Annotated in this window: 23 protein-coding genes and 1 pseudogene; 16 read left to right on the top strand and 8 right to left on the bottom strand. The window is 30.9% G+C overall.

The features are described 5' to 3' along the window. Nucleotides 1-97: 97 nt before the first annotated feature. On the top strand, nt 98-1,093 hold the full coding sequence (locus tag QVZ41_RS03215) for an NAD(P)H-dependent glycerol-3-phosphate dehydrogenase (RefSeq protein WP_302883105.1): 996 nt from the start codon (nt 98-100) through the stop codon (nt 1,091-1,093). A gap of 52 nt (nt 1,094-1,145) precedes the next feature. Here QVZ41_RS03215 and QVZ41_RS03210 read toward each other — a convergent pair whose 3' ends face one another. From QVZ41_RS03210 to QVZ41_RS03190, 5 genes are all read right to left on the bottom strand, one after another. Beyond that, nucleotides 1,146-1,547 carry a hypothetical protein gene (locus QVZ41_RS03210; RefSeq protein WP_302883104.1) on the bottom strand — a complete coding sequence of 134 codons (402 nt, stop codon included), beginning with the start codon at nt 1,545-1,547 and terminating at the stop codon, nt 1,146-1,148. Next, nucleotides 1,531-3,408 carry a DUF4153 domain-containing protein gene (locus tag QVZ41_RS03205; RefSeq protein WP_302883103.1) on the bottom strand — a complete coding sequence of 626 codons (1,878 nt, stop codon included), beginning with the start codon at nt 3,406-3,408 and terminating at the stop codon, nt 1,531-1,533. Before QVZ41_RS03205 ends, QVZ41_RS03210 begins: the two co-directional genes overlap by 17 nt. Before the next feature lie 85 nt (nt 3,409-3,493). After that, nucleotides 3,494-4,513 (bottom strand): phenylalanine--tRNA ligase subunit alpha, encoded by a 1,020-nt coding sequence (gene pheS / locus QVZ41_RS03200; RefSeq protein ID WP_302883102.1) that lies wholly within the window; start codon nt 4,511-4,513, stop codon nt 3,494-3,496. A gap of 84 nt (nt 4,514-4,597) precedes the next feature. Next, nucleotides 4,598-5,146 (bottom strand): YceI family protein, encoded by a 549-nt coding sequence (locus QVZ41_RS03195; protein WP_302883101.1) that lies wholly within the window; start codon nt 5,144-5,146, stop codon nt 4,598-4,600. 2 nt (nt 5,147-5,148) lie between these two features. Then, nucleotides 5,149-5,517 carry a hypothetical protein gene (locus QVZ41_RS03190; protein ID WP_302883100.1) on the bottom strand — a complete coding sequence of 123 codons (369 nt, stop codon included), beginning with the start codon at nt 5,515-5,517 and terminating at the stop codon, nt 5,149-5,151. 72 nt (nt 5,518-5,589) lie between these two features. Between QVZ41_RS03190 and QVZ41_RS03185 the strand changes: the two genes are divergently transcribed. The 5 genes from QVZ41_RS03185 (at nt 5,590) to QVZ41_RS03165 (ending at nt 9,614) form a co-directional block, all read left to right on the top strand. Beyond that, nucleotides 5,590-6,465 carry a DUF5777 family beta-barrel protein gene (locus tag QVZ41_RS03185; protein WP_302883099.1) on the top strand — a complete coding sequence of 292 codons (876 nt, stop codon included), beginning with the start codon at nt 5,590-5,592 and terminating at the stop codon, nt 6,463-6,465. Nucleotides 6,466-6,529: 64 nt separating this feature from the next. Next, complete coding sequence (gdhA, locus tag QVZ41_RS03180; RefSeq protein ID WP_302883098.1) at nt 6,530-7,873, top strand: NADP-specific glutamate dehydrogenase; 1,344 nt, start codon at nt 6,530-6,532, stop codon at nt 7,871-7,873. A 94-nt stretch (nt 7,874-7,967) separates the two neighbouring features. Further along, nucleotides 7,968-9,059: a DNA polymerase IV gene (gene dinB, locus QVZ41_RS03175; protein WP_302883097.1), complete on the top strand. Its 1,092-nt coding sequence runs from the start codon at nt 7,968-7,970 to the stop codon at nt 9,057-9,059. Next, the gene (locus QVZ41_RS03170; RefSeq protein WP_302883096.1) at nt 9,056-9,505 is read left to right on the top strand and encodes a 3-oxoacyl-ACP synthase; all 450 of its coding nucleotides are present in this window, start codon (nt 9,056-9,058) and stop codon (nt 9,503-9,505) included. The genes dinB and QVZ41_RS03170 overlap by 4 nt, the downstream gene beginning before the upstream one ends. Then, nucleotides 9,492-9,614 carry a hypothetical protein gene (locus QVZ41_RS03165; RefSeq protein ID WP_302883095.1) on the top strand — a complete coding sequence of 41 codons (123 nt, stop codon included), beginning with the start codon at nt 9,492-9,494 and terminating at the stop codon, nt 9,612-9,614. The genes QVZ41_RS03170 and QVZ41_RS03165 overlap by 14 nt, the downstream gene beginning before the upstream one ends. 14 nt (nt 9,615-9,628) lie before the next feature. Here QVZ41_RS03165 and QVZ41_RS03160 read toward each other — a convergent pair whose 3' ends face one another. Together QVZ41_RS03160 and QVZ41_RS03155 are read right to left on the bottom strand one after the other, a co-directional pair. After that, complete coding sequence (locus QVZ41_RS03160) at nt 9,629-10,966, bottom strand: DEAD/DEAH box helicase (RefSeq protein WP_302883094.1); 1,338 nt, start codon at nt 10,964-10,966, stop codon at nt 9,629-9,631. A 66-nt stretch (nt 10,967-11,032) separates the two neighbouring features. Beyond that, entirely contained in the window at nt 11,033-11,689 is a 657-nt protein-coding gene (locus tag QVZ41_RS03155) for a hypothetical protein (protein WP_302883093.1), read from the bottom strand. 138 nt (nt 11,690-11,827) lie between these two features. Between QVZ41_RS03155 and clpP the strand changes: the two genes are divergently transcribed. From clpP to QVZ41_RS03115, 8 genes and pseudogenes are all read left to right on the top strand, one after another. Then, a complete protein-coding gene (gene clpP, locus QVZ41_RS03150; RefSeq protein WP_302883092.1) occupies nt 11,828-12,490 on the top strand; it encodes an ATP-dependent Clp endopeptidase proteolytic subunit ClpP in 663 nt (220 codons plus the stop codon). 36 nt (nt 12,491-12,526) lie between these two features. Further along, a complete protein-coding gene (gene clpX, locus QVZ41_RS03145) occupies nt 12,527-13,759 on the top strand; it encodes an ATP-dependent Clp protease ATP-binding subunit ClpX (protein ID WP_302883091.1) in 1,233 nt (410 codons plus the stop codon). A gap of 42 nt (nt 13,760-13,801) precedes the next feature. Next, a pseudogene (locus QVZ41_RS03140) lies at nt 13,802-14,156 on the top strand (four helix bundle protein). A gap of 33 nt (nt 14,157-14,189) precedes the next feature. Then, nucleotides 14,190-16,277 carry a DNA primase gene (dnaG, locus tag QVZ41_RS03135; RefSeq protein ID WP_302883090.1) on the top strand — a complete coding sequence of 696 codons (2,088 nt, stop codon included), beginning with the start codon at nt 14,190-14,192 and terminating at the stop codon, nt 16,275-16,277. 71 nt (nt 16,278-16,348) lie between these two features. Then, nucleotides 16,349-16,867: a mechanosensitive ion channel domain-containing protein gene (locus QVZ41_RS03130; RefSeq protein ID WP_302883089.1), complete on the top strand. Its 519-nt coding sequence runs from the start codon at nt 16,349-16,351 to the stop codon at nt 16,865-16,867. A gap of 57 nt (nt 16,868-16,924) precedes the next feature. Continuing rightward, on the top strand, nt 16,925-18,025 hold the full coding sequence (locus QVZ41_RS03125; protein ID WP_302883088.1) for a glycosyltransferase: 1,101 nt from the start codon (nt 16,925-16,927) through the stop codon (nt 18,023-18,025). Further along, complete coding sequence (locus QVZ41_RS03120; RefSeq protein WP_302883087.1) at nt 18,025-19,308, top strand: polysaccharide deacetylase family protein; 1,284 nt, start codon at nt 18,025-18,027, stop codon at nt 19,306-19,308. Before QVZ41_RS03125 ends, QVZ41_RS03120 begins: the two co-directional genes overlap by 1 nt. A gap of 13 nt (nt 19,309-19,321) precedes the next feature. Beyond that, nucleotides 19,322-20,209, top strand: a complete 888-nt coding sequence (locus QVZ41_RS03115) for a glycosyltransferase (RefSeq protein ID WP_302883086.1) — start codon at nt 19,322-19,324, stop codon at nt 20,207-20,209. Between the two features lie 4 nt (nt 20,210-20,213). Here QVZ41_RS03115 and QVZ41_RS03110 read toward each other — a convergent pair whose 3' ends face one another. Continuing rightward, nucleotides 20,214-20,894: a cell division ATP-binding protein FtsE gene (locus QVZ41_RS03110; RefSeq protein WP_302883085.1), complete on the bottom strand. Its 681-nt coding sequence runs from the start codon at nt 20,892-20,894 to the stop codon at nt 20,214-20,216. 170 nt (nt 20,895-21,064) lie between these two features. Between QVZ41_RS03110 and QVZ41_RS03105 the strand changes: the two genes are divergently transcribed. Continuing rightward, a complete protein-coding gene (locus tag QVZ41_RS03105; protein WP_302883084.1) occupies nt 21,065-24,124 on the top strand; it encodes a tetratricopeptide repeat protein in 3,060 nt (1,019 codons plus the stop codon). Nucleotide 24,125: 1 nt separating this feature from the next. Further along, nucleotides 24,126-25,808 carry a TonB-dependent receptor gene (locus QVZ41_RS03100; protein WP_302883083.1) on the top strand — a complete coding sequence of 561 codons (1,683 nt, stop codon included), beginning with the start codon at nt 24,126-24,128 and terminating at the stop codon, nt 25,806-25,808. Nucleotides 25,809-25,810 lie beyond the last annotated feature (2 nt).

Here is a 25,810-nt window from a genome sequence, read left to right as displayed (position 1 = left end):
GTTAAAAATAAGGATTGATTTGTGATTTATATGCATTTAACCTTTTAATTACGTAGATAAATCTTACTTTTGAGTGAATTAAAAATGATGTGTTTTAATGAAGAAAGATACAAAAGTAGTTGTGTTAGGAGGTGGTAGTTGGGCAACAGCTATTGTTAAAATGTTGTGTGAAAAGGTAGATCAGGTTGGTTGGTATATGCGTAATACTACTGCTATTGAGTATATTAAGGAGCATAATCATAATCCTAATTATTTAACTTCGGTTGAATTTAAAACGAATCAACTTTTATTGTCTGATGATATTAACGAATTAGTTGAGTATGCAGAAATCATCATTTTTGCCATTCCATCTGCTTTTTTAAATACAGAACTTTCAAAATTAACGGTTTCTTTAAAAGATAAAATGGTTTTTTCGGCCATTAAAGGAATTGTTCCGGAAACGGGAATGATTGTAGGAGAGCATTTAAACGAAACTTACGGAATTCCTTTTGATAATATTGGAGTGATTACAGGACCCTGTCATGCAGAAGAAGTTGCTTTAGAGAGGTTGTCTTATTTAACCGTTGCTTGTCAAGATGAAGAAAAGGCAAAATGTTTGGCAGATTGCTTAACGTCGGATTATATTTTTTGTAAAACTTCGGATGATATTATTGGAACCGAATATGCGGCCATGTTAAAAAATATTTATGCTATTGCAGCAGGTATTGCACATGGTTTAGGATATGGTGATAATTACCAAGCTGTTTTGATGTCTAACGCAGTTAGAGAAATGAAACGTTACATTAAAAAGGTTCATAAAATGAAACGTAATATTAACGATTCTGCTTATTTAGGAGATTTGTTGGTGACAGGATATTCAACATTTAGTAGAAACCGAATGTTTGGAACTATGATTGGAAAAGGATATACTGTAAAATCTGCCATGATGGAAATGAAAATGGTAGCAGAGGGTTATTACGCTTTAAAATCTGCTTATGAAATCAATCAGGTAAATGGAGCTAAAACACCTATTATCGATACGGTTTATAGTGTGATATACGAAGGAAAAAGCCCTAGAAAACACTTTAAGTTATTGTCTGAAAATTTAGACTAAAATAAAAACCCCATCTTTTAAAGATGGGGTTTTTGTTATATGCTTAGAAAGATTATTTGGCAATAATTCCTTCTTTGTTTAATTGCTTAATTACTCGTAAAGCACCTTCTTTAATGGTGTTTTTTTCAAATACATACTTTTTGTCATACATAGTATTTCCAACAAAGAAAGTAGTGTTAAAAAAGTTTGTCAACTTAAATAAATCTGGCTGTATCAATTCTACTTTTGCAAAAGATTTAGCGGGTAATTTATCAATGGTTTTACGCATTACAGAAGTTTCAATCATTTTGTCTTCATCATATCCTTTAGAAACAATAATAGCCATTTCTAAATCTTCATCCTTGTCATTAACCAAGTAAATGTTCCAGTCTTCACATTTAAATTCATCGTTATATTCTTTTACAACGGCCATAAAAACGTCTTTAATTTCTGGTATTTTAATGTCTTTTTTCATAGGTCTTAATGTATAGATTTCCATTAATATTGTTGATCGATAAGGTATCAACATCACTTAAGTTAATATTCTGAAAATCTATTTTAAATTTTACTTTGTTTAAAGTTTTAACAACAGACATTTTTGCAGTTGGAATATTTTTAACGCTTGTTGTTCCATATTCTTTAATGAGTTTATTAGCGATTTGTTGTATACCTACCTGAATGGTGTCGTTTTCTGATGACAAAATTAATAAATCCTTTTTTCTTTTAAATGTATAATGACTACCATCTATGTCAAAGTGGGTAGATTTTGAGGAGTTTTTGTTGAATAGAAAAGGTAACAGGTAATCATATTCTTTAACATTTAAAATTGTTGTGTTTTGGTTGAATGAAAACCAGGAGTTTGAAGCAAAATTAGATTTGTATTTTTTTCCATTTTTCAGTCCTAAAGATTCCATGTAGATTCTAGATTCGTAGATGTATTTGTTTTGGTTGGAAGCAATATTAATTAATGAATCAATGTTTTGAGTAAATAAAGGTCTTATTGAATAGAATCCATGATAATCATCTAAATAATTAATGATCGATTGTAGTTCATTGTGGATGGAGTCAGGTAGGATATTGGCGTTAGAGAATTTATTTTTACTATATAGTTTAGGAAGACTATCTATTTCCCATAAAACTTCATTTTTTATTTTACCATCTTGAATAAGTTCATATTTATTTAAAAAAGTAATCAGTCTTTTTGTTTGATTTTTTTTACTTACTGAAAACATACCCCATGGTCCAAATGAGGTAATAAATAATATTATAGCTAGTGAAATAGGAATAAACTTGATGTTATTCTTTTTAAAAATAAAATAGATACATACAATACTAATCCAAATGGCCAGTGCAATGGCAGCGTATCTTTTAAGTGTAATTCCATAATCAGCAACTCTCATACTAAGAGCAATAAATAAAACTACAACTAAGGGGATAAGGAGATAATAAAAAGCTTTAGAAAATTTTTGTATCCATTCATTTTCTTGTGTTTTCCCATAGGGATACATTAACAAAATATTGAAAAAACCTAAAATTGAAATTCCTGAAACCAAATAGGAAACTATTCCTTGAGGCCAATCCCAAAGCATCATGATTTTACCTGTATAGATGTATAAAATCACCAAATAAATAATGAGCAGCGGTAGTAGTACATATTGTGTGAAAATTTTTAGGCCTTTAGGGTATTCTGTAATATTTTGTAGTTCATTCAAGTTTTCTGGAACACCTGCTACAAAAAACCAAGTATTAAATAATCCAATAATTACAATGTAAATATCAAAATATAATTTTTCATGTATTTGAACATCAAACAAAGTTTTGACAGCAAAAATTGCTAGAATTAGTCCAATGTATATAAAACTAGCGTATAAAACGGAGGTACATATTCTTAAAAACAATGCTTTGTTGTAATTCCAAAAACCATTTAATTCTTTTGTTTTTATATAAGGAGCAAATGAAACAAGTAGGTGAACAATTACATTATAAACGCCATACCTTATATAAGGAACAGAAGTATTATGAGTGCTTTCTATGGAAGGGAGTGAAATGTAAATAATTCCCAATAAAACAAGACCAGAAATTTGAAGTAAGTTTTGTTGTTTAGTGCTTAGATTGTTTTTTTTATTAAAAATTCTGATACAAAAAAACAGTGGTACCCCCAGATAAAAAGTCAGTAAAGTATTTATATAGGGCAGTTTGTTTATAATCTCATCATCATACTCAACTAGGATGATAGAAATAACCACAGCAATAAAAGAGGATAGGATGACTAATGGAAATCTTAAAAAAGAGGATTTTGCATTGGTTAATAGATACTTTAATGATAAAAACTTCATAGCAATAAGATTTTATCAAATATAGAAAAAGTTACATGGTTTTTTGGAACCATGTAGCTTTTAAAATTATTATTTCAGAATGTGTTTAGTTAATAGATTTAAATTGCTCTAAGAAACGAACATCATTTTCATAAAACATTCTAATATCTGGAATTTGATATAATAACATAGCAATACGTTCTATACCCATTCCAAAAGCGTAACCGCTATATTTTGTAGGATCTATATTGGCGTTTTTTAATACATTAGGATCTACCATTCCACATCCCATAATTTCTAACCAACCTGTTCCTTTGGTAATTTTGTAGTCAGTTTCAGTTTCTAATCCCCAGTAAATATCAACCTCAGCACTAGGCTCTGTAAAAGGGAAGTAAGAAGGACGTAAACGTATTTTAGATTTACCAAACATTTCTTGAGTAAAGTACAAAAGAGTTTGTTTTAAATCGGCAAAAGAAACGTCAGTATCAATATACAAACCTTCTACTTGGTGGAAAATACAGTGAGCACGAGCAGAAATATCTTCATTTCTAAAAACCCTACCCGGAGATAAAGTTCTAATCGGTGGTTCATTGTTTTCCATATATCTTGTTTGTACAGATGAAGTATGTGTACGCAATAAAATATCAGGATTTTGTTCAATAAAAAATGTGTCTTGCATGTCTCTTGCAGGATGATATTCTGGTAAGTTTAAGGCAGTAAAGTTATGCCAGTCATCTTCTATTTCAGGCCCTTCAGAAACCGTAAACCCGATTCTAGAAAACACATCAATAATTTGATTTTTAACAATAGATATTGGATGACGAGAACCTAATGATATAGGTTCTGCAGGTCTTGTTAAATCATTTAAACTACTAGCGTTTAAGTTTGATTCTTCTAAGCTTGCTCTTAATTCGTTTACTTTTCCTTCGGTTGCATTTTTGAAGGTATTTAATGCTTGTCCAAATTCTTTTTTCTGATCGTTAGCTACGTTTTTAAATTCGGCAAAAAGATCATTTAAAATCCCTTTTTTACCCATGTACTTAATTCTAAACGCTTCAAGCTCCTCTTTAGTAGTGGCCTTAAAATCATTTACTTCGCCAATCAGTTCTTTAACTTTATCTAACATAATTGTTATTCAGAAATTAGATTGCAAATTTAACAAACTATTTCAGAGTTTTGAGGTATTTGTATATAGTTTTAAGGCTTTTTTTTAGGGCTTGTTTAAGTCTGCAACTAAAGAAACATTCACTTCTTCGGCAATTTTATAAAACACAACACTTGGAATTTTTATTTTAAAGTCTTCAAGTTGTAATTTAAACTCGCTTTTAAAAGTATAATACTCTTTGGTTTTTATGATTTTTAGGTCTATGTTTTTCTTTTTACTTACGCCGTGAATTTTAAAAGTACCCACTACTTTTAAGGTTTTTTCTGAGGAAAAATCAGTAGCAGCAAAATTTTCAATCACACCAACAAATGTTGCTTTAGGGTATTTGTCACTTTCAATATAATTCTCATTAAAATGCTCTTGCATTAATTTATTTGGAAACTCAAAATCAGTCATACTCATTACAGAAGCCACTTCTCCTGTTTTGGTGTTGATGATTATTTTTGCCTGATTGTTTTTAGCGCTAATAGGTTCAATATTGTTTTTAGCAGCATCAAAAGTAATAATTGCTTTATCAGTTTTATAAATACTTTCTTGTGCGTAAAAAAAAGTTGTGCTTAGCAGAACTGATAAGTAAAAAAATGTCTTTTTCATCATTATTCTAGTTTTCCATCCGTAATCCATTGATCAAATAGAGCCAATTCTGCAGTACTTAATTTACTTCTACCTTCAGGCATAAAACCTCCGCTACCTTGGGTACGGTTTATTCTGTTTACTATTGTTGAAGCTGAATTTCTTGCAGTATTGTAAACGGTATAGTTGCTTTCTGAACCTCCTGATACATGACAAGAACTACATTTGCTTTGTATTAAAGGTAAAATATCTTTGGTAAAAGTAACTTTTCCACTAGTGTCTATTGGATTTTCGTTGTTGTCAGGAGCTTTTTCCATAAGATCAGATTCACTGTCATTAGAACAACTAACTAAGAATAAAGTGAAAATTGAAAGAGCAAATATTTTTTTCATAATATAAATGAGTTTAAATTTAAGTATTAGTAGATTAATGCGACAAATGTTTACAAATTAAGATAAAAAATTATGATAAAATTAACAGGATTGTTTTTTAGTCTGTTGCTTTCAGGCTCACTTTTTGCTCAAAATAGTTTATTAGATCAATTAAATGAAACGGATAGTGATGAAAAGGTAGTAGTCACATCCACTTTTAAAGGTTATAAGTTAGTCAATTTTGAAACGCCAAAATTGGTTCCTAAAAATCATCTTAATTTTATTGTTGCACATAGGTTTGGAACCATAAAAAATGGAATTGATGATTTGTTTGGGTTGGACTATGCTTCCACAAGATTGCAATTTGTTTATGGGTTAACCGATAAAATAAATCTTAGTTTTTCTAGGAGTAAGTTCAGAAAAACATACGATTTTGGAGCGAAATATCATATCATCAACCAAAAAAAGGACGGTTTTCCGTTTACCATTGCAGGACATCATCTATTAGGAATAGACACATCTTTAGATAAAGATTTACTGCCAGGCTTAGAGTTTTCTAATCGATTAAGAAGTACACATCAATTAATTATGGCTAGTAAAATTAATGAGAAACTTTCTGTTGAATTTGTACCAACTATTTTGCATGATGGTTTGGTAGAAGTTGATGAACAAGATAATTTACAATATGCTTTAGGTTTTGGAGGTAGATATTTATTTACCAAAAGAATGGGAATTGTGGTAGATTATGGCTTACATTTAAATAGAGCAAGCACAAGTCCGTATAGAAATGTTTTTTCTATTGGGTATGAAATAGAAACTGGAGGACATGTTTTTCAATTACATTTTAGCAATGCACAAGGAATGTACGAGAATGCATTTATCACTCAAGCAGGAGGAAATTGGTCTAAAAGAGACGTTTTTTTTGGATTTAATATTAGTAGAATATTTAATTTAAAATCAAAAAAATAAAATACTGAGTTGGTATGTTTATTGTTTTTGATTGTTATAGATAACAAGAAAATAAAAGAAAAAAATGGATAAAAGAGTAAAAGAGTTTATGGACGATATAAAAATTCGAAATGGGCATGAGCCCGAATTTTTACAAGCAGTTCAAGAAGTTGCAGAAACGGTTGTTCCTTATATATCTGAGCATGATATTTATGCAGGGAAAAAAATATTATCAAGAATAGCAGAGCCAGAAAGATTAATATCATTTAGGGTTTGTTGGGTAGATGACAGTGGTGAAGTTCAAATAAACAGGGGGTATAGAGTTCAAATGAATTCAGCTATAGGTCCTTACAAAGGAGGGTTAAGATTTCATCCTACCGTGAACCAAAGTGTATTAAAGTTTTTGGCATTTGAGCAAGTGTTTAAAAATTCCTTAACCACATTGCCAATGGGTGGTGGTAAAGGTGGTTCAGATTTTGACCCTAAAGGAAAATCAGATGATGAAATTATGCGTTTTTGTCACGCGTTTATGTCAGAGTTATTTAGACATATTGGTCATGATACAGATGTTCCTGCTGGTGATATTGGTGTAGGAGCTCGTGAAGTTGGATTCTTGTTTGGAATGTATAAAAAACTAAGAAATGAATTCACAGGAGTGTTAACTGGAAAAGGATTGTCTTGGGGAGGTTCTCAAATTAGACCTGAAGCGACAGGTTATGGAGCCGTTTATTTTGCGGATTCTATGTTAAAAACTAAGAATCAAACTATTCAAGGGAAAACAATTTTAATTTCAGGGTCAGGAAATGTGGCCGAATATGCTGCCGAAAAATGTATTCAGCTAGGGGGTAAAGTAGTTACGATGTCAGATTCTTCAGGATATATTTATGATAAAGACGGAATTACTCAAGAAAAGTTAGATTACATCAAAGACTTAAAGAATGTAAAAAGAGGGAGAATATCTGAATATGTAGATGTTTATCCATCAGCCGTATTCCATAAAGGTAAAACGCCTTGGGTAGAAAAATGTGACATGGCTTTTCCTTGTGCCACTCAAAATGAATTGCATGAAGAAGATGCAAAAACCTTGGTTGCAAATGGGTGTATTTGTGTAACCGAAGGAGCTAATATGCCATCAACCATAGAAGCTGTAGCAGTTTTCCATAAGGCAAAAATATTATTTGCACCAGGAAAGGCATCTAATGCTGGTGGAGTAGCAACTTCTGGATTAGAGATGACACAAAATGCTTTGCGTTACAAATGGACACGTACCGAAGTAGATGAGAAATTAAAAGAAATTATGAGAGATATTCATGCTTCTTGTGAACAATACGGTGTAGAAGCAGATGGTTATGTTAACTATGTAAAAGGAGCTAACATTGCGGGCTTTGTAAAAGTTGCAGATGCAATGCTCGCTCAAGGAGTTATTTAAAAAATAGAAAATATAATAAAAGCCTCATCATTTTTTTGATGAGGCTTTTTTAGTTTTAAGATGTTTATTTTTGTTTTACTTATTTTAATTATAATTGGAAGAATCATTTTTTATCGTTCGTAAAATTATTCATGTGGATATGGATGCTTTTTTTGCTTCGGTAGCTCAGTTAGATGCTCCTGAATTAAGAGGAAAAGCAATTGCGGTTGGAGGTGATGGAAGGCGTGGAGTAATTGCTGCAGCCAGTTACGAAGCTAGGAAGTTTGGAGTAAAATCTGCTATGGCAGGTTCATTGGCTAAAAAAATGTGTCCTGATTTAATTTTTGTTCCTTCTGATTTTGCTCGTTATAAAGAAGTGTCAAATCAAATAAGAAAAATATTTTATGAGTATACAGATTTGGTAGAACCTCTGTCTTTAGATGAAGCTTATTTAGATGTTACTATTAATAAAAAAGGAATGCAATCAGCTACAATGATTGCACAAGAAATAAGAGAAGAAATATTTAAACGTACGGGTTTGTATGCATCGGCAGGAATTGCTCCTAATAAATTTGTGGCAAAAATTGCTTCTGATATAAACAAACCTAATGGACAAAAAACCATTACGCCAGATGAGGTGATTCCTTTTTTGGAAAAATTACAAATCAGAAAATTCTATGGAGTAGGAAAAGTAACAACACAAAAAATGTATCAATTAGGAATTTTTACCGGGGCTGATTTAAAGAGTAAAAGTTTGGCGTTTTTAGAACAGCATTTTAAAAGTTCGGCAAAGCATTATTACAATATTGTAAGAGGTATTCATAACAGTCCTGTAAGACCCTCAAGAACAAGAAAATCTGTAGGAGCAGAACATACTTATTTAGAAAATTTAACATCAGAGGTTTTTATTATAGAAAAGTTAGAAGCTTTGACTAATGAAATAGAAAACAGGTTGTTAAAAAGCAATGTAAAAGGGCGAACGGTTACGTTAAAAATAAAATATAGCGATTTTAATCAAACCACTAGGAGTAAAACTTTGGATAAATTTATCCATTTGAAAACGGATATTTTTCCTGTAGTGAAAGAACTTTTATACCAAGAAGAATTAAAAGAATCAGTTAGATTGTTGGGGATTTCCATCAGTAATTTAAATAACGAAGAACCCAAAACAGTAAAACAATACATTCAATTAAAATTAGATTTATGAAGGTAAATAAAGAGGAGTTGTTGACTAAGTGTATTCGGATTATTGATGAAAAATTGGAAAATATTCAGCAAGCCATCAATGGTTATCAACAAGATTTAAATTCAGAAACCAAGAGTTCTGCTGGTGATAAGCATGAAACGGGTAGGGCAATGTTACAGTTAGAAATGGAAAAATTGGGGCAACAATATCAAACGGTTTTGTCTCAAAAAAACAGTTTACGTAAAATAGAAACATCTGCTAAAAACAAAGCTCAAATTGGGAGCTTGGTTGTAGCAAATGGAGGTTATTATTTTTTAGCTACAAGTATTGGACAAGTAAAATATGAGGGAAAAACTTTTATGGTCATTTCTATCAACTCGCCCATAGGTCAATTACTATTAGGGAAGCAAAAAGATGATTGTTTTACGTTTAACGGAAAACAATTAAAAATTGATGAAGTGTTGTAAATCAAAAAGATACTTTTACCATCAACCATCAACCATCAACCATCAACCATCAACCATCAACCATCAACCATCAACCATCAACCATCAACCATCAACCATCAACCATTAACCATTAACCATTAACTACTTCTTAGGTCTTCTACGTTGAGGTTTTTTGTATTTTTTGGCAATCATTCTACGGTAACTACCTCCTAAATTAACTTTCTGATTCTTTTCAGATTTTTCGTGAAAAGCAGGTCCAGGAGCAAATTCTTTAGATCCTAATTTTTGATAAGGAGTGATATCTTCAACTTCAATTTCCTCTTCTAATAATTTACTTTCAACAAAAATTTCTTCTGGTAAATCATATTTAGGAATTTCATAATCCATTAAAGATTCAATAGCTTCAACCATTTCACTATCTTTTTCTGTAATAAAAGACAAAGCAAAACCTTCGTTACTAGCACGACCAGTTCTACCAATACGGTGCATATAAGCTTCAGGTTCTTTAGGTAAATCAAAATTGATTACATGTGTTACATCAGGAATGTCCATTCCTCTGGATAAAACATCGGTAGTAATTAAGACCCTGTGTTTTCCTGATTTAAAATTTTCTACAGAACGCAAACGGTAATTTTGTGTTTTGTTAGAGTGAATCAAAGCAAAAGAATCTTCTGGATATTCTGCCATTCCCTGAATTTCGTTAAAAACTAGATCGGCCAAATATTTGTGCTTGATGAAAACCAAAACACGTGTCATGTCTTCATCATCTTGTAATAAATAGTTTAATAGGTTTATTTTAGTATAGAAGTTTGGCACTACAAAGGCCATTTGATCTATGTTTTCTAAACGAGTTCCCGATGCTGCAGACTCTACATTAATAGGATTGTTAAAAAATTCTTCAATCAATTCAGAAACTTCATCTGTCATGGTTGCAGAAAATAAAATGGCTTGTTTCTTTTTAGGAACCAAATCAATAATATCAATCAACTGTAATCTAAAACCAAGGTTAAAAATTTCATCAACTTCATCAATCACTAATTTTTGAATAAACTTAAGTTTTAAAGCTCCAGCCATTCCTAAATCAATCACACGTCTTGGTGTAGATACTAAAATATCTAAGCCGTTGTGAATCATTTCTTTTTGTTTGTTGATGTTGGCTCCTCCGTAAATTCCACCATAACGAACGTTAAGGTAGGGAGTTAACTTGTCTAAAGCTTCTATCACTTGTACAACTAATTCACGAGTAGGCACTACAATTAAAACTCTAGGATGCTTTTGTTCAGAATAGGGTAACATGCGCAAAATAGGCATTAGGTAAGCAAAAGTTTTACCGGTTCCTGTTTGTGCAATACCAACAACATCTCTACCAGACATAATACAAGGAAAAGCATCTTCTTGTATTTTTGTAGGTTCGGTGTATCCCAAATCGCTAATAGCGTTGCGAAGTTGGTTGTTAAGGTTTAAATTTTCAAAAGACATAATTCCTAAATTTCTAGCTGCAAAGATAGGCAAACAAGAATAAGGAAATAACTTAAAAAGAAGAGGTTATTTTTCCTTCTTCCATTTTTTATTCAATTCGTCTTGTAATTTTCGACTAATTTCTTGGAAACGTTTTAAGGAATTCTTTTTGTGTTTTTCAAACTCAACCTCTAGATTATTTAAATCGGCAACGGCTTTATTGGTTATTCCTAGGTTTTGTTTGTATTTAAAAATGAAAAATCCAAGTAAAACAAACAAGGTAATGTAGGTAATGGCAAGAACTGTTGAAAAAACGGTTTTACTAGATGAAACTCCTAAAATAGATCTACTTTCTTTAAGAGAGATTGCTTTTTCTAGTTTGTTTTGTGTGTCAGTTAGTTTTTCTTGTAACGATGCTATTTGTTGTTTGTTATCTGTAATAAAGCCATTTTTTTCTGCAATAATATTTTTTTGTGACTGAATAGAATCCAAAACACTACTTTTTAAAGTATTGTATAAAGAAATACTAATGACTTTATATTCTTGATAAGTGGTCGATTTTTTATACAAATAATCAAATTGAAGACCAATATTTTCTTTCGCTTCAAAAGGATTTTCTAGTTTGTTATTTGTTTGTTGTGGAGTATTGGTTTGAGTTATCTTGCTGATAATATTGATTTTATGCTCTTTCGCAAAACTTGTCGTAAAAATAAATAGTAAAAAAAGCGCTAATATATGTTTCATAAAAAATAGATTCAAATGTTAATGAAACGCTAAAGTACTAAAATCATTGTTTATAATAAATAATGAAGGATTTCTCAGACTATTTAATTCAACTTTACTTTAGTATATTTACCTTTGTAACCCTTAAGAAAAGAACATATGGATTTCGGAAAAGAATTTGAAAAATACGCTACTAAGCATCACGGTATTAGTAGTACACATTACGATAAAATAGTAAGCTCAGTAACGCCATATATTATGGAAGAACGTCAGTTAAACATTACGCAAATGGATGTTTTCTCTCGTTTAATGATGGATAGAATTATTTTTTTAGGAACAGGAATTAACGATCAGGTAGCTAATATCATTCAAGCACAATTGCTGTTTTTAGAATCTGTAGATGCCACAAAAGATATTTCAATTTACATCAATTCTCCAGGAGGAGGTGTTTATGCAGGTTTAGGTATTTATGATACTATGCAATTCATCAAACCAGACGTAGCAACTATTTGTACTGGTATGGCAGCAAGTATGGGAGCGGTATTAATGTGTGCAGGAGCAGCAGGAAAGCGTTCTGCGTTGCCACATTCACGTGTCATGATTCACCAACCACTAGGAGGTGCACAAGGACAAGCAACTGATATGGAGATTACTGTTAGAGAAATCAACAAATTAAAGCAAGAATTATATACTATTATTGCGAATCACTCAGGACAACCTTTTGACAAAGTTTCTCAAGATTCTGATAGAGATTACTGGATGAAAGCAGACGAAGCGAAAGCTTATGGAATGGTAGATGAAATTCTTACAAGAAGTAAATAGTCAAAAGCAAATTGTTTGAGGCAAAAAGCATAGAAAATGTCAAAAGAAGGAATGGAGTGCTCGTTTTGTGGGCGTAAGAAGGAAGAAACAAACTTATTAATTGCGGGAGTGGATGCACACATTTGCGATAGTTGTGTGTCTCAGGCTTATGGAATTTTATCAGAGGAAACAGCAGAAGAAACTGTTGGTAAAAATGCTGATTTAGTGGTAAAAAAGCCAAGGGAAATTAAGGCGTTTTTAGATCAATATATTATTGGTCAAGATCAGACTAAAAAGACCATGGCCGTAGCGGTTTATAACCATTACAAGAGGTTAACACAACCAGATACTTCTGAAGAAGAAGTAGAAATAGAAAAAAGCAACATGGTTTTGGTAGGAGATACTGGAACTGGAAAAACATTAATTGCAAAAACCATTGCAAAAATGTTAAATGTACCTTTTTCTATTGTAGATGCTACTGTGTTAACACAAGCAGGTTATGTAGGGGAAGATGTAGAAAGTATTTTAAGTCGTTTGTTGCAAGCAGCAGATTACGATGTTGAAAGTGCTGAACGTGGGATTGTTTTTATTGATGAAATTGATAAAATTGCTCGTAAAGGAGATAATCCATCTATTACTCGTGATGTTTCTGGGGAAGGAGTGCAGCAAGCTTTGTTAAAGTTATTAGAAGGAACGGTGGTAAACGTGGCTCCAAAAGGAGGACGTAAACATCCAGACCAAAAATTTATTGAAGTTGATACTAAGAATATTTTGTTTATTGCTGGAGGTGCTTTTGCAGGAATTCAACGTAACATCAGTAAGCGTTTAAACAGACAAGCGGTTGGTTTTGGAGCTTCTTTAAGTGAAGACAGAGTTGATGACAAAAATTTGTTACAGTATATCATTCCAACAGATTTAAAAAACTTTGGATTAATTCCTGAAATCATTGGTCGTTTACCAGTGTTGAGTTATATGAATCCTTTAGATGCTACAGCTTTACGCGCTATTTTAACAGAGCCTAAAAACTCATTAATTAAACAATATACCAAGCTATTCCAAATGGATGGAATTGAATTTACGGTAGATGATGAAGCTTTAGATTATATTGTAGAAAAAGCAATTGAATATAAACTCGGAGCAAGAGGATTAAGATCTTTATGTGAAGCTATTTTTACTGATGCTATGTTTGATATGCCTAGTACCGATGAGACTTCTTTTGAAGTAACAAGAGAATATGCTGAAAGTAAATTAAGCAGCACGATGCTAAAACAATTGAAGCAAGCTTCGTAATTAAAATCATGAATTAGGAAGTATGAATTAACAATTTAGGCGATGAAAAAGGATAATATCATTCAGGAAAAAAGTTATGCCTTTGCTATTAAAATTGTTAGTTTGTACAAGTCATTAATTCATGAAAAGAAAGAGTTTATATTAAGTAAACAATTATTGAAGTCAGGAACTTCAATAGGAGCTAATGTTGAAGAGGCTATAGAAGGGCAAAGTAGAAAAGACTTTTATGCCAAATTAACCATAGCTTACAAAGAAGCAAGAGAAACTCATTACTGGCTTAGGTTGTTAAGAGATACAGGGTATCTAGACCAATCAAGTTAGTGATGAGTTTTTGTCTGATGTAGATGAATTGTTGAGGATTATTGGAAGTATTCAAAAAACAATCCGTAATTCTTAACATATAATTATTAATTCATAATTCGTAATTGCCTTGATTTCAAGAGAAACCATAGATCGTGTTTTTGAAACTGCTCGAGTAGAGGAGGTAATAGGGGAATTTGTGACTTTAAAAAAATCTGGAAGTAGTTACAAAGGACTTTCTCCCTTTGTAGATGAAAAATCACCTTCTTTTATGGTGTCTCCAGTAAAAGGAATTTGGAAAGATTTTAGTACAGGTAAAGGAGGAAATGCTATTTCATTTTTAATGGAACATGAGCATTATTCTTACCCCGAAGCCATTCGTTATTTAGCGAATAAATACAATATTATTATAGAAGAAACCGAACAATCTGACGAGCAAAAAGAAGCAGCAGATGAACGAGAAAGCATGTATTTGGTTTCTAAATATGCACAAGATTATTTTCATAAAACCATGCTCAATACCCAAAAAGGAAAGGCTATTGGGTTAAGTTATTTTAAAGAACGTGGTTTTACCAATGAAATGATTGAGACATTTCAGCTTGGATATTGTTTGGATGAATGGACTGCTTTTACAGATTCGGCTTTAAAAGATGGGTACGATTTACAATATCTTGAACGAACAGGTGTGACTATTGTAAAAGAAGGTGGAAAACAATTTGACCGTTTTAAAGGTCGTGTCATGTTTCCTATTCACAGTATGAGTGGTCGTGTGTTAGGTTTTGGTGGTAGAATTTTAACCAACGATAAAAAAGCAGCTAAATATTTAAACTCTCCAGAGAGTGAAATTTATCACAAGAGTAAAATCTTATACGGAATTTACCAAGCCAAAAAAACAATATCAAAAGAAGATAATTGTTACTTGGTAGAAGGATACACGGATGTAATTTCCATGTATCAAAGTGGAATTACCAACGTGGTGGCTTCTTCAGGAACAGCTTTAACACCAGATCAAATTCGTTTGGTAAAAAGGTTAACGCCCAATATGACTGTGCTTTTTGATGGTGATGCGGCGGGATTAAGAGCATCTGTTCGTGGTATTGATTTGATTTTGGAGCAAGGAATGAACGTAAAGGTGGTAACTTTTCCTGATGGAGATGATCCAGATTCTTTTGCTAAGAAAAAAACAACGGAGGAATTAAAAGAATATTTAGAAAACAATCAACAAGATTTTATCAGCTTTAAAGTTTCTTTATTGTTAGAAGAAGCAAAGAATGATCCTATTAAAAAAGCAGGGTTGATTCGTGATATTGTGATGAGTATTTCTAAGATTCCAGATAGTATTAAACAAGAAGTTTATATTCAGGAGTGTTCAAGAATGATGGAGATTTCCGAAACGGTTTTGTTTAATGAGCTAGCTCAAATGCTAGATAGACAGGCTAGAGATACCGAAAGAAAACCAAGTCCTTCATCACCTAGAATGACAATTGCTTCTTCAAATAGAGCCAAACCTGTTCAAAATACTGCTTCGGGAAATGACATGCCCGATGATGCTGCTTTTCATGAAATGATGATGGCTCAAGAAGGTGAAATGACGGCTACGCAAGGCGGGAAAACTAAGTCGGGTGGTATACAGGTTCCTAAAGGAATTAATACTTTAGAGTTGTATGAGCGTGAAATTATTCAGATTTTATTATTGTACGGAAATCATGAAGTAAATTTTATTGATTGGGTTGAAGATCATGATAATAGAGGAAAAGTTATTATGGTAAAAGAAGAGTATACTAATACAGTTGCACATGAGTTGTATTTACAATTACAAGATGATGAAATCGAATTTACCAATCCTTTATTTCAAAAAATTTACAAAGAAATTAGTTACCAAATCAACCAAGAAGAAAAGTTAGCTGTAGAGCGTTTAACAAGTCATGAAGATCAAGAAATTGCTAGTGAAGTCACAAATATTTTAATGGACGATGAGCGATATGTGTTAAGTGATTGGGCATCAAAAGAAATAGAAGTTGCTCAAAAAACAGATGTATTGCAAAAATTGGTTCAAGATGCAATCTTAAATTTAAGAAGGGTTTTAATTGAGTTGAAAGTGAAAGAGTTAATGCAAGAAGTTGCTGATGAAGAAAAGAGAGTAGAAGCCTTGCAAGATGTGATGAATTACACTCAATTAAAAACGTTGTTGTTCGATAAATTACATCGAGTTCTTTAGCTTATTTATACAGAAGTAGTCAATGAATGTTCCTTTTTTGACGTATCTTTACCTTGGTAAAAAACATAAAAATGGATTCTCACATTATTCTTAAAAAAGAGATATTATTAAGTATTATTGCTGTTGTTATCATGATGGTAGTTATTTTTTTCATAAAAAACGCCATTCATAAATTTAGTTTTGTAAAATCGATAGATGCCAATAGACGAAAAATTATTATCGTTTTAAGTTATTTAATCATTTATGCAATTTTCGGTACCATTTTAGCCGTTATTTGGGGAGTAGATTCTAATCAGCTTTCAATTTTTGTATCTTCTACATTAGCTGTTTTGGGAGTTGGATTTTTTGCTCAATGGTCTTTGTTATCAAATTTAACAGCTAGTGTTATTTTATTTTTCAATCATCCTGTAAGAATAGGAAGTAGGATTAGGATTTTAGACAAAGATTTTGATTTAACAGGAGAGGTAAAAGACATTACAGGATTCTATTTTTTTATAGAAACTGACAAAGGTGAAACGATTACCTTTCCAAATTCTTTAATCATGCAAAAAGGGATTGAAATTTTAGGTTATAAAAAAGAACCGCTTTAGTCCTTTAAACACAGGTGCTAGTCTATTAATTTTAGTATATTTCGCTAAAATATTTTTTTGAAAACAATTGTCGTTTCTGTTACCAATGATTTAGTTGTAGACCAGCGTGTGCATAAAGTTTGCACTACGTTGCAAGAAATGGGTTTTAGTATTCACCTGGTAGGTAGAAAACTAAAAAACAGTTTATCCATTCATAGAAATTATAAAACAACCAGAATAAAACTTTTGTTTAATAAAGGACCATTGTTTTACGCTGAGTATAATTTTAGATTGTTTTGTTTTTTGCTTTTTACTAAAAAAGATATTTTATTATCTAATGATTTAGATACTTTATTGCCAAATTTTTTAGTTTCAAAAATATGTCATAAACCTATTGTTTATGATAGTCATGAATTGTTTACAGAAGTACCAGAATTAATTCACAGACCCAGAATTCAAAAGACTTGGTTAACCATTGAGCAGTTTATTTTTCCCAAATTAAAAGATATTTTTACGGTGTGTTTTTCTATTGCTGATTACTATGAAAAAAAATATCATGTTGCTTTAAACATTTTAAGAAATGTACCTGTGTCAGTAAATGAAACAAACACAGTAGATCATGAAATTCTAAGTTTTATAGAAAATAAACAAGCTGTTATTTATCAAGGAGCTGTTAATATAGGAAGAGGTATTGAGTTGATGATTGATGTGGTTTCTCAGATGGAAAATACAGTATTGTGTGTTTTTGGTGATGGGGATATATATGATAAAATAGCGGTAAAAATTAAAGAAGCTGATATGGAGGACAAAGTGCTTTTATATGGAAAGGTACCTCCAAAAGATCTGAAAAGTATTACTCCTTTGTTTGATGTTGGATTGTCGTTAGAAGAGAACTTAGGAATGAATTATAAGTATGCTTTGCCTAATAAATTGTTTGACTATATACATGCTGAAATTCCATGCTTGGTTTCTAATTTGCCAGAAATGAAGCATTTGGTTAAAGCCTATAACGTTGGAGAGGTTGTTGATACTAAATCTATAAAAAGTATTGTTGTGACCTTGCAGAAACTTATAACCAACAAAAATGATTATAAGGAAAGTTTTATTTTAGCCAAACAAGATTTGAATTGGGAAAAAGAATCAGAAGTGATTAAGCAGGTTTATAGCAAGTTTTTATGATGATTATTTATTCAGATATTATTTCATCTAGATTGATTTACACTTTAAATGTGATATTTAAATATGTGATTGGGATTGATTATGAGTTGACAAATCATCAAACTGATTTTGAAACCTCTTTTAAACATAAAATAAATTACTCGGTAAAAAATATTGATAATTCTTTACAAATCATTCCGTCAAATTTATTGTTTCAGAAAGGTGTTGTAGAGCAGGATATTCAAGTAGATTGGATAGATGAAATTCCTTTTTTATTTAAAACTAACGGAGAACTGCCTTACGATATTTTTGCAGCTACTTTTTATATGATTACCAGATATGAAGAGTATTTACCTTTTGAGTCAGATATTCATGGACGTTTTTCCGCCGAAAACAGCTTGGCTTTTAAAAATGGATTTTTAAAAAAGCCTGTAGTGAATTTATGGGTAATGTTCTTGCAAAAGAAATTACTAGAACTATCTCCAAACTTATGTTTTCCTATAAAGAAAATAAGTTTTTTAAACACTTTAGATATTGATATTGCTTATGCTTATAAAGCAAAAGGGATTATAAGGTTTTGGGGTGGTTTTGCAAAAGCGATTTTAAAAAGAAATCAAGAAGAAATTGGATTGAGAAAAAATTACATAACTTCTAAAAAAGATCCATTTGATACCTATAATTTTATTGAAAAACATTCAGAAAATGTGAATACCCAATATTTCTTTTTGTTAGGAAACAGGGCTGAATTTGATAACAATATCCATCCTTCAAAAAGAGGATTAAAAAAATTGATTTTAAAATTGAGTCAACAACACAAAATAGGAATTCATCCTTCTTATCAGTCTAATCAAAAACCAGAAAAAGTTGCCAAGGAAATAAAAAGATTAGAGAAGATATTAGGTGATAAAATAACAATTAGTCGTCAACATTTTTTAAAAATGAGCTTTCCATCTACCTATGAAAATCTAATCAACAACGGAGTTAAAGTAGATTATACCATGGGCTTTGCTTCTCAAGTTGGTTTTAGAGCTGGAATTTGTAATGTTTATCCATTTTACAATTTAGAAAAAGAAGCAGCAAGACCTTTGTGGATTGTACCTTTTCAGGTGATGGATGGAACTTTAAATCAATATCTAAAATTAAATCCAGAACAAGGAATTCAAGAAATAAAAAGTTTAATTGATGAGGTAAACAGCGTTAACGGTTTGTTTGTTTCTCTTTGGCATAATTCTTCTTTATCGGAAACAGATATTTGGAAAGGTTGGCGAAAAGTGTATAAGGAAATGTTAACTTTAATGAAATAATTCCATAGGTAAAATGATTTCAATTTGTATTCCTGTATATAATTATGACATTACAAAACTTGTAAAAGCATTAACAGACCAAATGGATTTGTTAGATGAAAAATTGGAATTGATTGTTATTGACGATGGTTCTGAAACATTTAAAACAACAAACAGGAATTGTTTAAAAGAGCATGTTTATGTTGAGTTACCAAAGAATGTAGGTCGTTCAAAAATTAGAAACTTGTTTAAAGATTATGCTAAAAATCAATTTTTACTTTTTTTAGATTGTGATTCTATGGCTATTAATAATTGTTTTATAACAAATTATTTAAAGGTTTTAAAAGAGAAAATAGTTGTTTATGGAGGGAGAGTTTATCTTAGTGAGCTTTCTAGGAAAGAAGAAAAGTTAAGTTGGATGTATGGAAGAAATATAGAGGCTAAGCCTCTTAAAGAGAGGTTGAAACATCCTTACTTAACCTTTATGACTAATAACTTTTTAATAGATAAAAACATATTTAATACTTTGTCTTTTAATGAAGAAATTATTGGTTATGGACATGAAGATACTTTGTTTGGATATGAATTAATGAAGTCTAAAATTGAAATAAAACATATTGATAATCCGGTTTTAAATATGGATTTAGAATCTAATAAGATATTTATTGAAAAAATGGAAGAGGCTCTTCATAGTCTAAAAAAAATATCATTAAAATTAGAAAATGATGTCATGTTTTATGAGCATGTAAGGTTGTTATGCTTTTATAAAAAATTGAACTTTATACAGAGAGAGTCTATAGGATTCATTTTCTTGTTAACTAATAAGCTTCTTAAGTATTTTCTGTTACAAGGATATTACGCTAATAAACTCATTGGTTTTTATAAAATAGGTTATTTTATAAAAATTAGAAAAATATCATAACTATTTACTGCTGATGCACTACTTCAAAAACTTCTCCATTTTCAACCTTAAAAGTACGTTGAGGATATTTTAAAATTAAAGAATAATCGTGTGTGGCCATTAAAATAGTTTTCCCACTTTGATGGATTTGATTTAGCAATTCCATCACCTCCATGGAAGTTTTAGGATCTAAATTACCTGTAGGTTCATCGGCAATAATTAATTCAGGATCATTCAATAAAGCTCTTGCAATGGCAATTCTTTGCTGTTCCCCACCAGAAAGTTGAAAAGGCATTTTGTAGCCTTTTTCTTGCAAACCAACTTTGGTTAAGACTTCGTTTATTTTGCTGTGCATTTTATCTTTGTCTTTCCAACCTGTAGCTTTTAAAACAAATAGTAAGTTTTCATTAATGCTTCTATCATTTAGTAATTTAAAATCTTGAAATACAATTCCAATTTTACGTCTTAAATAAGGAATTTGTTTTTCTTTTAAACTAGGCAAATCATACTCAACTACCTCTCCAATTCCGTCAACTAATGGTAAATCACCATAAAGTATTTTTAACAAACTACTTTTTCCACTTCCTGTTTTTCCAATTAAATAAAAGAATTCTCCCTTGTTGATTTCAAAATCTAAATTCTTAAGGATTAAAATATTGTCTTGAAAAATATTGGCGTTTTTTAAGTATAAAACAGGCTGAGACATATGGTAGTTGTTTTATACAAACATATTTAAAAATTAGGGAATCTTAAAATAAACAAGCGTTTTACAGTGGCTTAATTTAGTTTTGTGTTTTTTCAAATAAATACGGTTGGATACCGTTAATTAAGAGGTAGATTATTTAATTTTAATCTTTGAATAAATAGAAAGAATTTATGAAGAAACAATTTGTGAGAATCGTTAGTGTTGTGCTCTTTAGCTCGGGGACATTAATGGCTCAAAATAGTTACAAAGAAACCCCATCAGTTAAGTGGTATTCTAAAGCAGTTTTGGCTTTTGATAAAGAAGAATACTCGTTGGCAAAAGAATATTTACAGAAAGTTGTGTTAGAAGACTATAAAGAATCTTCTGTTCAAGTATATCAAATGCTAACCAATTTAGCGTTGAATGAATCTAATGCTGGAAGTGAAACAGAAAAATATTTAGCTTCAAATCCGTTTACGAGTCAGAAAACAGATTTGATTTTGGCTTTGTCTAATTACTATTTTCAAAGAAAAAATCATCAAAAAGCTTTGGATTGGTTTCAGAAATTAGATGTTAAATTGTTGACAGATGAGCAAGAAAACAATTACAATTACAAATTGGCCTTTGCCAATTATACCCAGAAAAATTACACCAAGGCAAAACAATATTTAATTCCAATATCAAAAAGTGGAGCTTACCAAAAAGAAGCACATTATTATTTAGGGAATATAGCCATGGAAAATAAAGATTATGATACGGCTTTGTATCATTTTAATCAAATTCAAGACGAAGCAAAATATCACAAAGAAATTGCTTATCAAAAATTGGTGATTTTATACCATCAAAAACAATATCAGCAAGTGGTAGACTTAGGGGAAGCTTATTATCCTGAAGTAAATGGCTTGTTAGAGCAGTCTGAAATGGCTAAAATTATTGGAGAAAGTTATTTTTATTTACAGAATTATAAAAAAGCAATTCCTTATTTGGTTAAATATAGAGGTAGACATAGAAAATTGTCAGAGGTAGATTATTACTTTCTAGGATACGCTTATTATCAACTAAAAGATTACCATTCGGCAATTGAAAATTTCAATAAAATTACTGATGAAAAAAGTGCTGTTTCTCAAAATGCACATTATCATTTAGGAGATTGTTACTTGAAATTAAATCAGAAAACACCGGCTTTAAATGCATTTAAAAATGCATCAGAAATGACTTTTGATGCTGGAATTCAACAAGATGCTTTTTTAAATTATGCAAAGTTGAGTTATGAAATAGGGAATCCTTATCAAAGTAGTTCTGAGGTTTTACAAAGTTTTGTAGATCAATATCCAAACGCACCATCTTCTGAGTTGATTGAAGGATTAATTGTGAGTGCTTATTTGCAATTTAAAGATTACGAAGGAGCTCTTAATTATTATGATACTCAAAAACTAGTCAAGGATACACAGTATCAAGAAATTTTGTTGCAAAGAGGTTTTGAATTGTTTACGGCTCGTAAATACAAAGAAGCATTATCGGTTTTTGGTAAAGCGGCAAATATGTATAACAATAAACAAACCAAGCAAAGAGCGTTGTTTTGGATGGCCGAAAGTTTATCAGAAATGTACAATTTTAAAGATGCTGCTTACGAATATGAAATGTTTGTGAACAATCCAGTATCAGAATCTTTAAAAGAATATCCTGATGGATTGTATGGTCTGGCTTATAGTTTATTTCAACAAAAAAAGTACAACAATGCTTTAACCTACTTTGAAAAATATCTTACTGTAGCCAATGATGATGCAAAGAAAAGAAATGCTGAATTGCGTATAGCGGATTGTCATTTTGTGAATAAAACTTATTGGAGTGCTTTAGAGAATTATAATAAAATCATCAAAGAAAATAAAAATCAGGTAGATTATGCCATGTATCAAAAAGCATTGTCTTACGGGTTTTTAGGAAAAGACGATCAGAAAAAAGAAACGTTAAAGACTTTACAAAGTCAGTTTAAAACCTCTCCATATTTAGATAAATCTTACTATGAATTAGGGAATTTATATGCGAATAAAAGTCAGAATAAAGAGGCTTTGACAGCCTATGATGATTTAATTTATAAGTTTCCAAAAAGTCCTTTGGTGAGTAAAGCCAAATTAAAAACCGGAATTATTTTATTCAACTCTAACAACAACGAAGGTGCTGTTAAAGTGTTAAGACAATTGGTTGCAGATTATCCTGGAACTGCCGAAGCCGTACAAGCGGTAAAAATGGCGGAACAGGTTTATAAAGACATGGATCAAGTAGAGGTATATGCAAAATGGGCTACTCAGTTAGAATTTATAAACATTTCTGATGCAGATATTGATAAATCTATGTTTGAGGTTGCAGAAAGTAAATATTTTGCCAATGAATTAAAAGAAGCCATTTCTAGTTGCAAAAAATATTTAATCAATTTCCCGAATGGAATTCATGCCTTAACCGCACATTTTTATTTGGCCCAAGCTTATTTTAATACCGATGCTAAAGAAAATGCCATTCCAGAATATAAAGAAGTATTAAAGGTAAATACCAACGAATATACAGAGGTTGCATTAAGCAAATTGTCTCAAATTTATTTAGAAAAAGAAGAGTGGGATTTGGCTAGTGAATTGTTGTTAAGAATAGAAAAAGAAGCAACAAATGCCCAAAGTAAAGTGTATGCCCAAAGCAATTTGATGAAGTATTATTATCAAAAAGAAAATTACAAACAAGCATTGGCTTATACTGATGTTGTTCTAAAAAACAATAAAAGTTCTGAAGATGCTGTGGCAGATGCCTATGTATACGGAGCAAGAAGTTCGGTTCAATTGAAACAATATGCAACGGCCAAAACCTATTACCAAAAATTAGAAACCATTGGAAAAGGAAATGTAAAAGCAGAAGCAAATTATTACAAAGCTTTATGGTTAAATCAAGACAAAGCCTTTGTAAAATCTAATGAGCAAGTACAATTGTTGGCTAGTAAATTCCAAGGGTACAAATATTGGGGAGTAAAAGGATTGTTGTTAATGGCTAAAAACTTTCATGCGCTTAATGATGATTTTCAGGCAAACTTTATTTTAAACAACGTGCTTAAAAATGCTACTGAGTTTAAAGATGTAATAGAAGAAGCCAACACTTTGTTAAAAGAATATAAAGGAGAAGAAGCCAAAGAAAAAGAACCAACAAGTACAGTTGAAAATAAGAAAGTAAAAGAAGACGAACTGATTTTAGAAGCTGTAAACGAAATGTAAGATGAAGAAACAATTAATAATACTAAGTTTGTTTGCTACTGTGTTTACTACTTATGCACAGGAAGAACAAGAAGAAATAAAAAAAGAAGATGTAGTGGTGGAGTTTTCATTCAACCCAACACTTTCCGATGTTTTTAAGCTTAAAACTTCTCCAAATGAAACAGAGAGTTTTCCAAAAAAACAATTAACCTATCAAATAAATTCTAAAGGTGTGCCTTCAGATTTTGTGCCCATTGCTAAAAAAGTGGTGTATGTAAATATTGATGATCCTAAGCCGACGAATTATTACAATTATATTTATGGTGCTGCTGGTTTTTATGGAAATGGAGAGTTTGAGTTGTTGTTACAACCACAAAAAACCAAAAAAGATTATGAGTATGGTATAAGTTTAACAAGCTATAATTCACAAAACGGAATTGACAATAAAAGAGTTGACAATGGTCAGTGGAAAGTAGATTTAGGTTTGTTCTTAACCAAAAAAGGGAAAAAGTTAGACTGGAGAGCTGATGTGGATTATCAGAATAACTTAGTCCATTGGTATGGATTGGATGCTAATATTCCATCAACAACATATCAAGATCAAAATGTGAAACAATCATATAAGAATTTAAAGTTTTCGGGAGTTTTAGATTATAAAGATACTTTTGTAAAGACTTTAACACCATCGCTTCAGTTTTTTTCTGATGATTTTAGCAGTTCGGAAGTCAATCTAAAATTAGGAACAGAATTGAGTCCAAGTTTGTTTGCCGACATCATTAAAGCTAAGATTGATTTTCAGTATTTAAACGGAAGTTTTAATCAAAGTTATGGAAGTGAAGACAACATCAATTATAGTTTTTTAAACATTGGAGTAACGCCATCTTATACCTATAAAACAGATGTTTTTAGATTAACTACGGAGTTAGGTTTGTTTATTAATAATAATAAAGAAGTTTCTAAAACAGATTTTTTGTTTTTGCCAAAAGTACAAGCAGATGTTATTTTGGTACAAGATATTATGAATTTACATGGAGGAATTAGAAGTCAAATGACTCAAAATTCTTATGCTAGTTTGGCTTCAGAAAATCCATTTGTATCACCAACGTTAAATATCGAAACCAGTCATACTCCAGTTGATTTATTTGTAGGGTTAGATGGGGCTTTGTCAAAAAACATTAGATATGGTGTTGAGGGAAGCTATAAAGCAATGAAAAATCAAGCTTTGTTTGTTCATAATAATCAACCTTTTACTGTAAATCAGGTTTTTACTATGGGAAATAGTTTTGGTGTTGTGTATGATGATGTAAATGTTTTATCTGCCAAAGCAAATGTAGAAGTAGATTTTTCTAAATATGTAAAAGCCGGGGGAAATGTAATTTTTAATTCTTATGATCCAAAAGAGCAAACAAAAGCGTGGAATTTATCAGAAATAGAAATGGAGACTTATTTAAATTATCATCAAGATAAGTTTTTCTCTCAATTGGGAATCAATATTGTTGATGGAAGATATTCAGTATCACCAGCAAATCAACCAAAAAAATTAGATGGTTTTTTAGATATGAACCTTAAAATGGGCTATGAAATCAACCAAAAATTAAATGCACACGTGAATTTATACAACATGTTAAGTAATAAATATGAGCTATATAGAAATTATGGAGTTCAAGGAGTACAGGCTGTTGTAGGATTTTCATATAAATTTTAAAT

The sequence above is a fragment of the Wenyingzhuangia gilva genome, from assembly GCF_030519655.1.
Taxonomy (GTDB): Bacteria; Bacteroidota; Bacteroidia; order Flavobacteriales; family Flavobacteriaceae; genus Wenyingzhuangia; species Wenyingzhuangia gilva.
This window is presented reverse-complemented; position numbering and strand designations above follow the sequence as displayed.

Coding starts and splice junctions, on each gene's coding strand:
- QVZ41_RS03100 (WP_302883083.1), top strand. CDS start 24,126: ATGAAGAAACAATTAATAATACTAAGTTTGTTTGCTACTGTGTTTACT.
- QVZ41_RS03205 (WP_302883103.1), bottom strand. CDS start 3,408: ATGAAGTTTTTATCATTAAAGTATCTATTAACCAATGCAAAATCCTCT.
- QVZ41_RS03165 (WP_302883095.1), top strand. CDS start 9,492: ATGAAGTGTTGTAAATCAAAAAGATACTTTTACCATCAACCATCAACC.
- QVZ41_RS03105 (WP_302883084.1), top strand. CDS start 21,065: ATGAAGAAACAATTTGTGAGAATCGTTAGTGTTGTGCTCTTTAGCTCG.
- clpP (WP_302883092.1), top strand. CDS start 11,828: ATGGATTTCGGAAAAGAATTTGAAAAATACGCTACTAAGCATCACGGT.
- QVZ41_RS03185 (WP_302883099.1), top strand. CDS start 5,590: ATGATAAAATTAACAGGATTGTTTTTTAGTCTGTTGCTTTCAGGCTCA.
- QVZ41_RS03195 (WP_302883101.1), bottom strand. CDS start 5,146: ATGAAAAAGACATTTTTTTACTTATCAGTTCTGCTAAGCACAACTTTT.
- QVZ41_RS03170 (WP_302883096.1), top strand. CDS start 9,056: ATGAAGGTAAATAAAGAGGAGTTGTTGACTAAGTGTATTCGGATTATT.
- gdhA (WP_302883098.1), top strand. CDS start 6,530: ATGGATAAAAGAGTAAAAGAGTTTATGGACGATATAAAAATTCGAAAT.
- QVZ41_RS03155 (WP_302883093.1), bottom strand. CDS start 11,689: ATGAAACATATATTAGCGCTTTTTTTACTATTTATTTTTACGACAAGT.
- QVZ41_RS03210 (WP_302883104.1), bottom strand. CDS start 1,547: ATGAAAAAAGACATTAAAATACCAGAAATTAAAGACGTTTTTATGGCC.
- QVZ41_RS03160 (WP_302883094.1), bottom strand. CDS start 10,966: ATGTCTTTTGAAAATTTAAACCTTAACAACCAACTTCGCAACGCTATT.
- QVZ41_RS03130 (WP_302883089.1), top strand. CDS start 16,349: ATGGATTCTCACATTATTCTTAAAAAAGAGATATTATTAAGTATTATT.
- clpX (WP_302883091.1), top strand. CDS start 12,527: ATGTCAAAAGAAGGAATGGAGTGCTCGTTTTGTGGGCGTAAGAAGGAA.
- QVZ41_RS03120 (WP_302883087.1), top strand. CDS start 18,025: ATGATTATTTATTCAGATATTATTTCATCTAGATTGATTTACACTTTA.
- QVZ41_RS03110 (WP_302883085.1), bottom strand. CDS start 20,894: ATGTCTCAGCCTGTTTTATACTTAAAAAACGCCAATATTTTTCAAGAC.
- QVZ41_RS03215 (WP_302883105.1), top strand. CDS start 98: ATGAAGAAAGATACAAAAGTAGTTGTGTTAGGAGGTGGTAGTTGGGCA.
- QVZ41_RS03190 (WP_302883100.1), bottom strand. CDS start 5,517: ATGAAAAAAATATTTGCTCTTTCAATTTTCACTTTATTCTTAGTTAGT.
- pheS (WP_302883102.1), bottom strand. CDS start 4,513: ATGTTAGATAAAGTTAAAGAACTGATTGGCGAAGTAAATGATTTTAAG.
- QVZ41_RS03115 (WP_302883086.1), top strand. CDS start 19,322: ATGATTTCAATTTGTATTCCTGTATATAATTATGACATTACAAAACTT.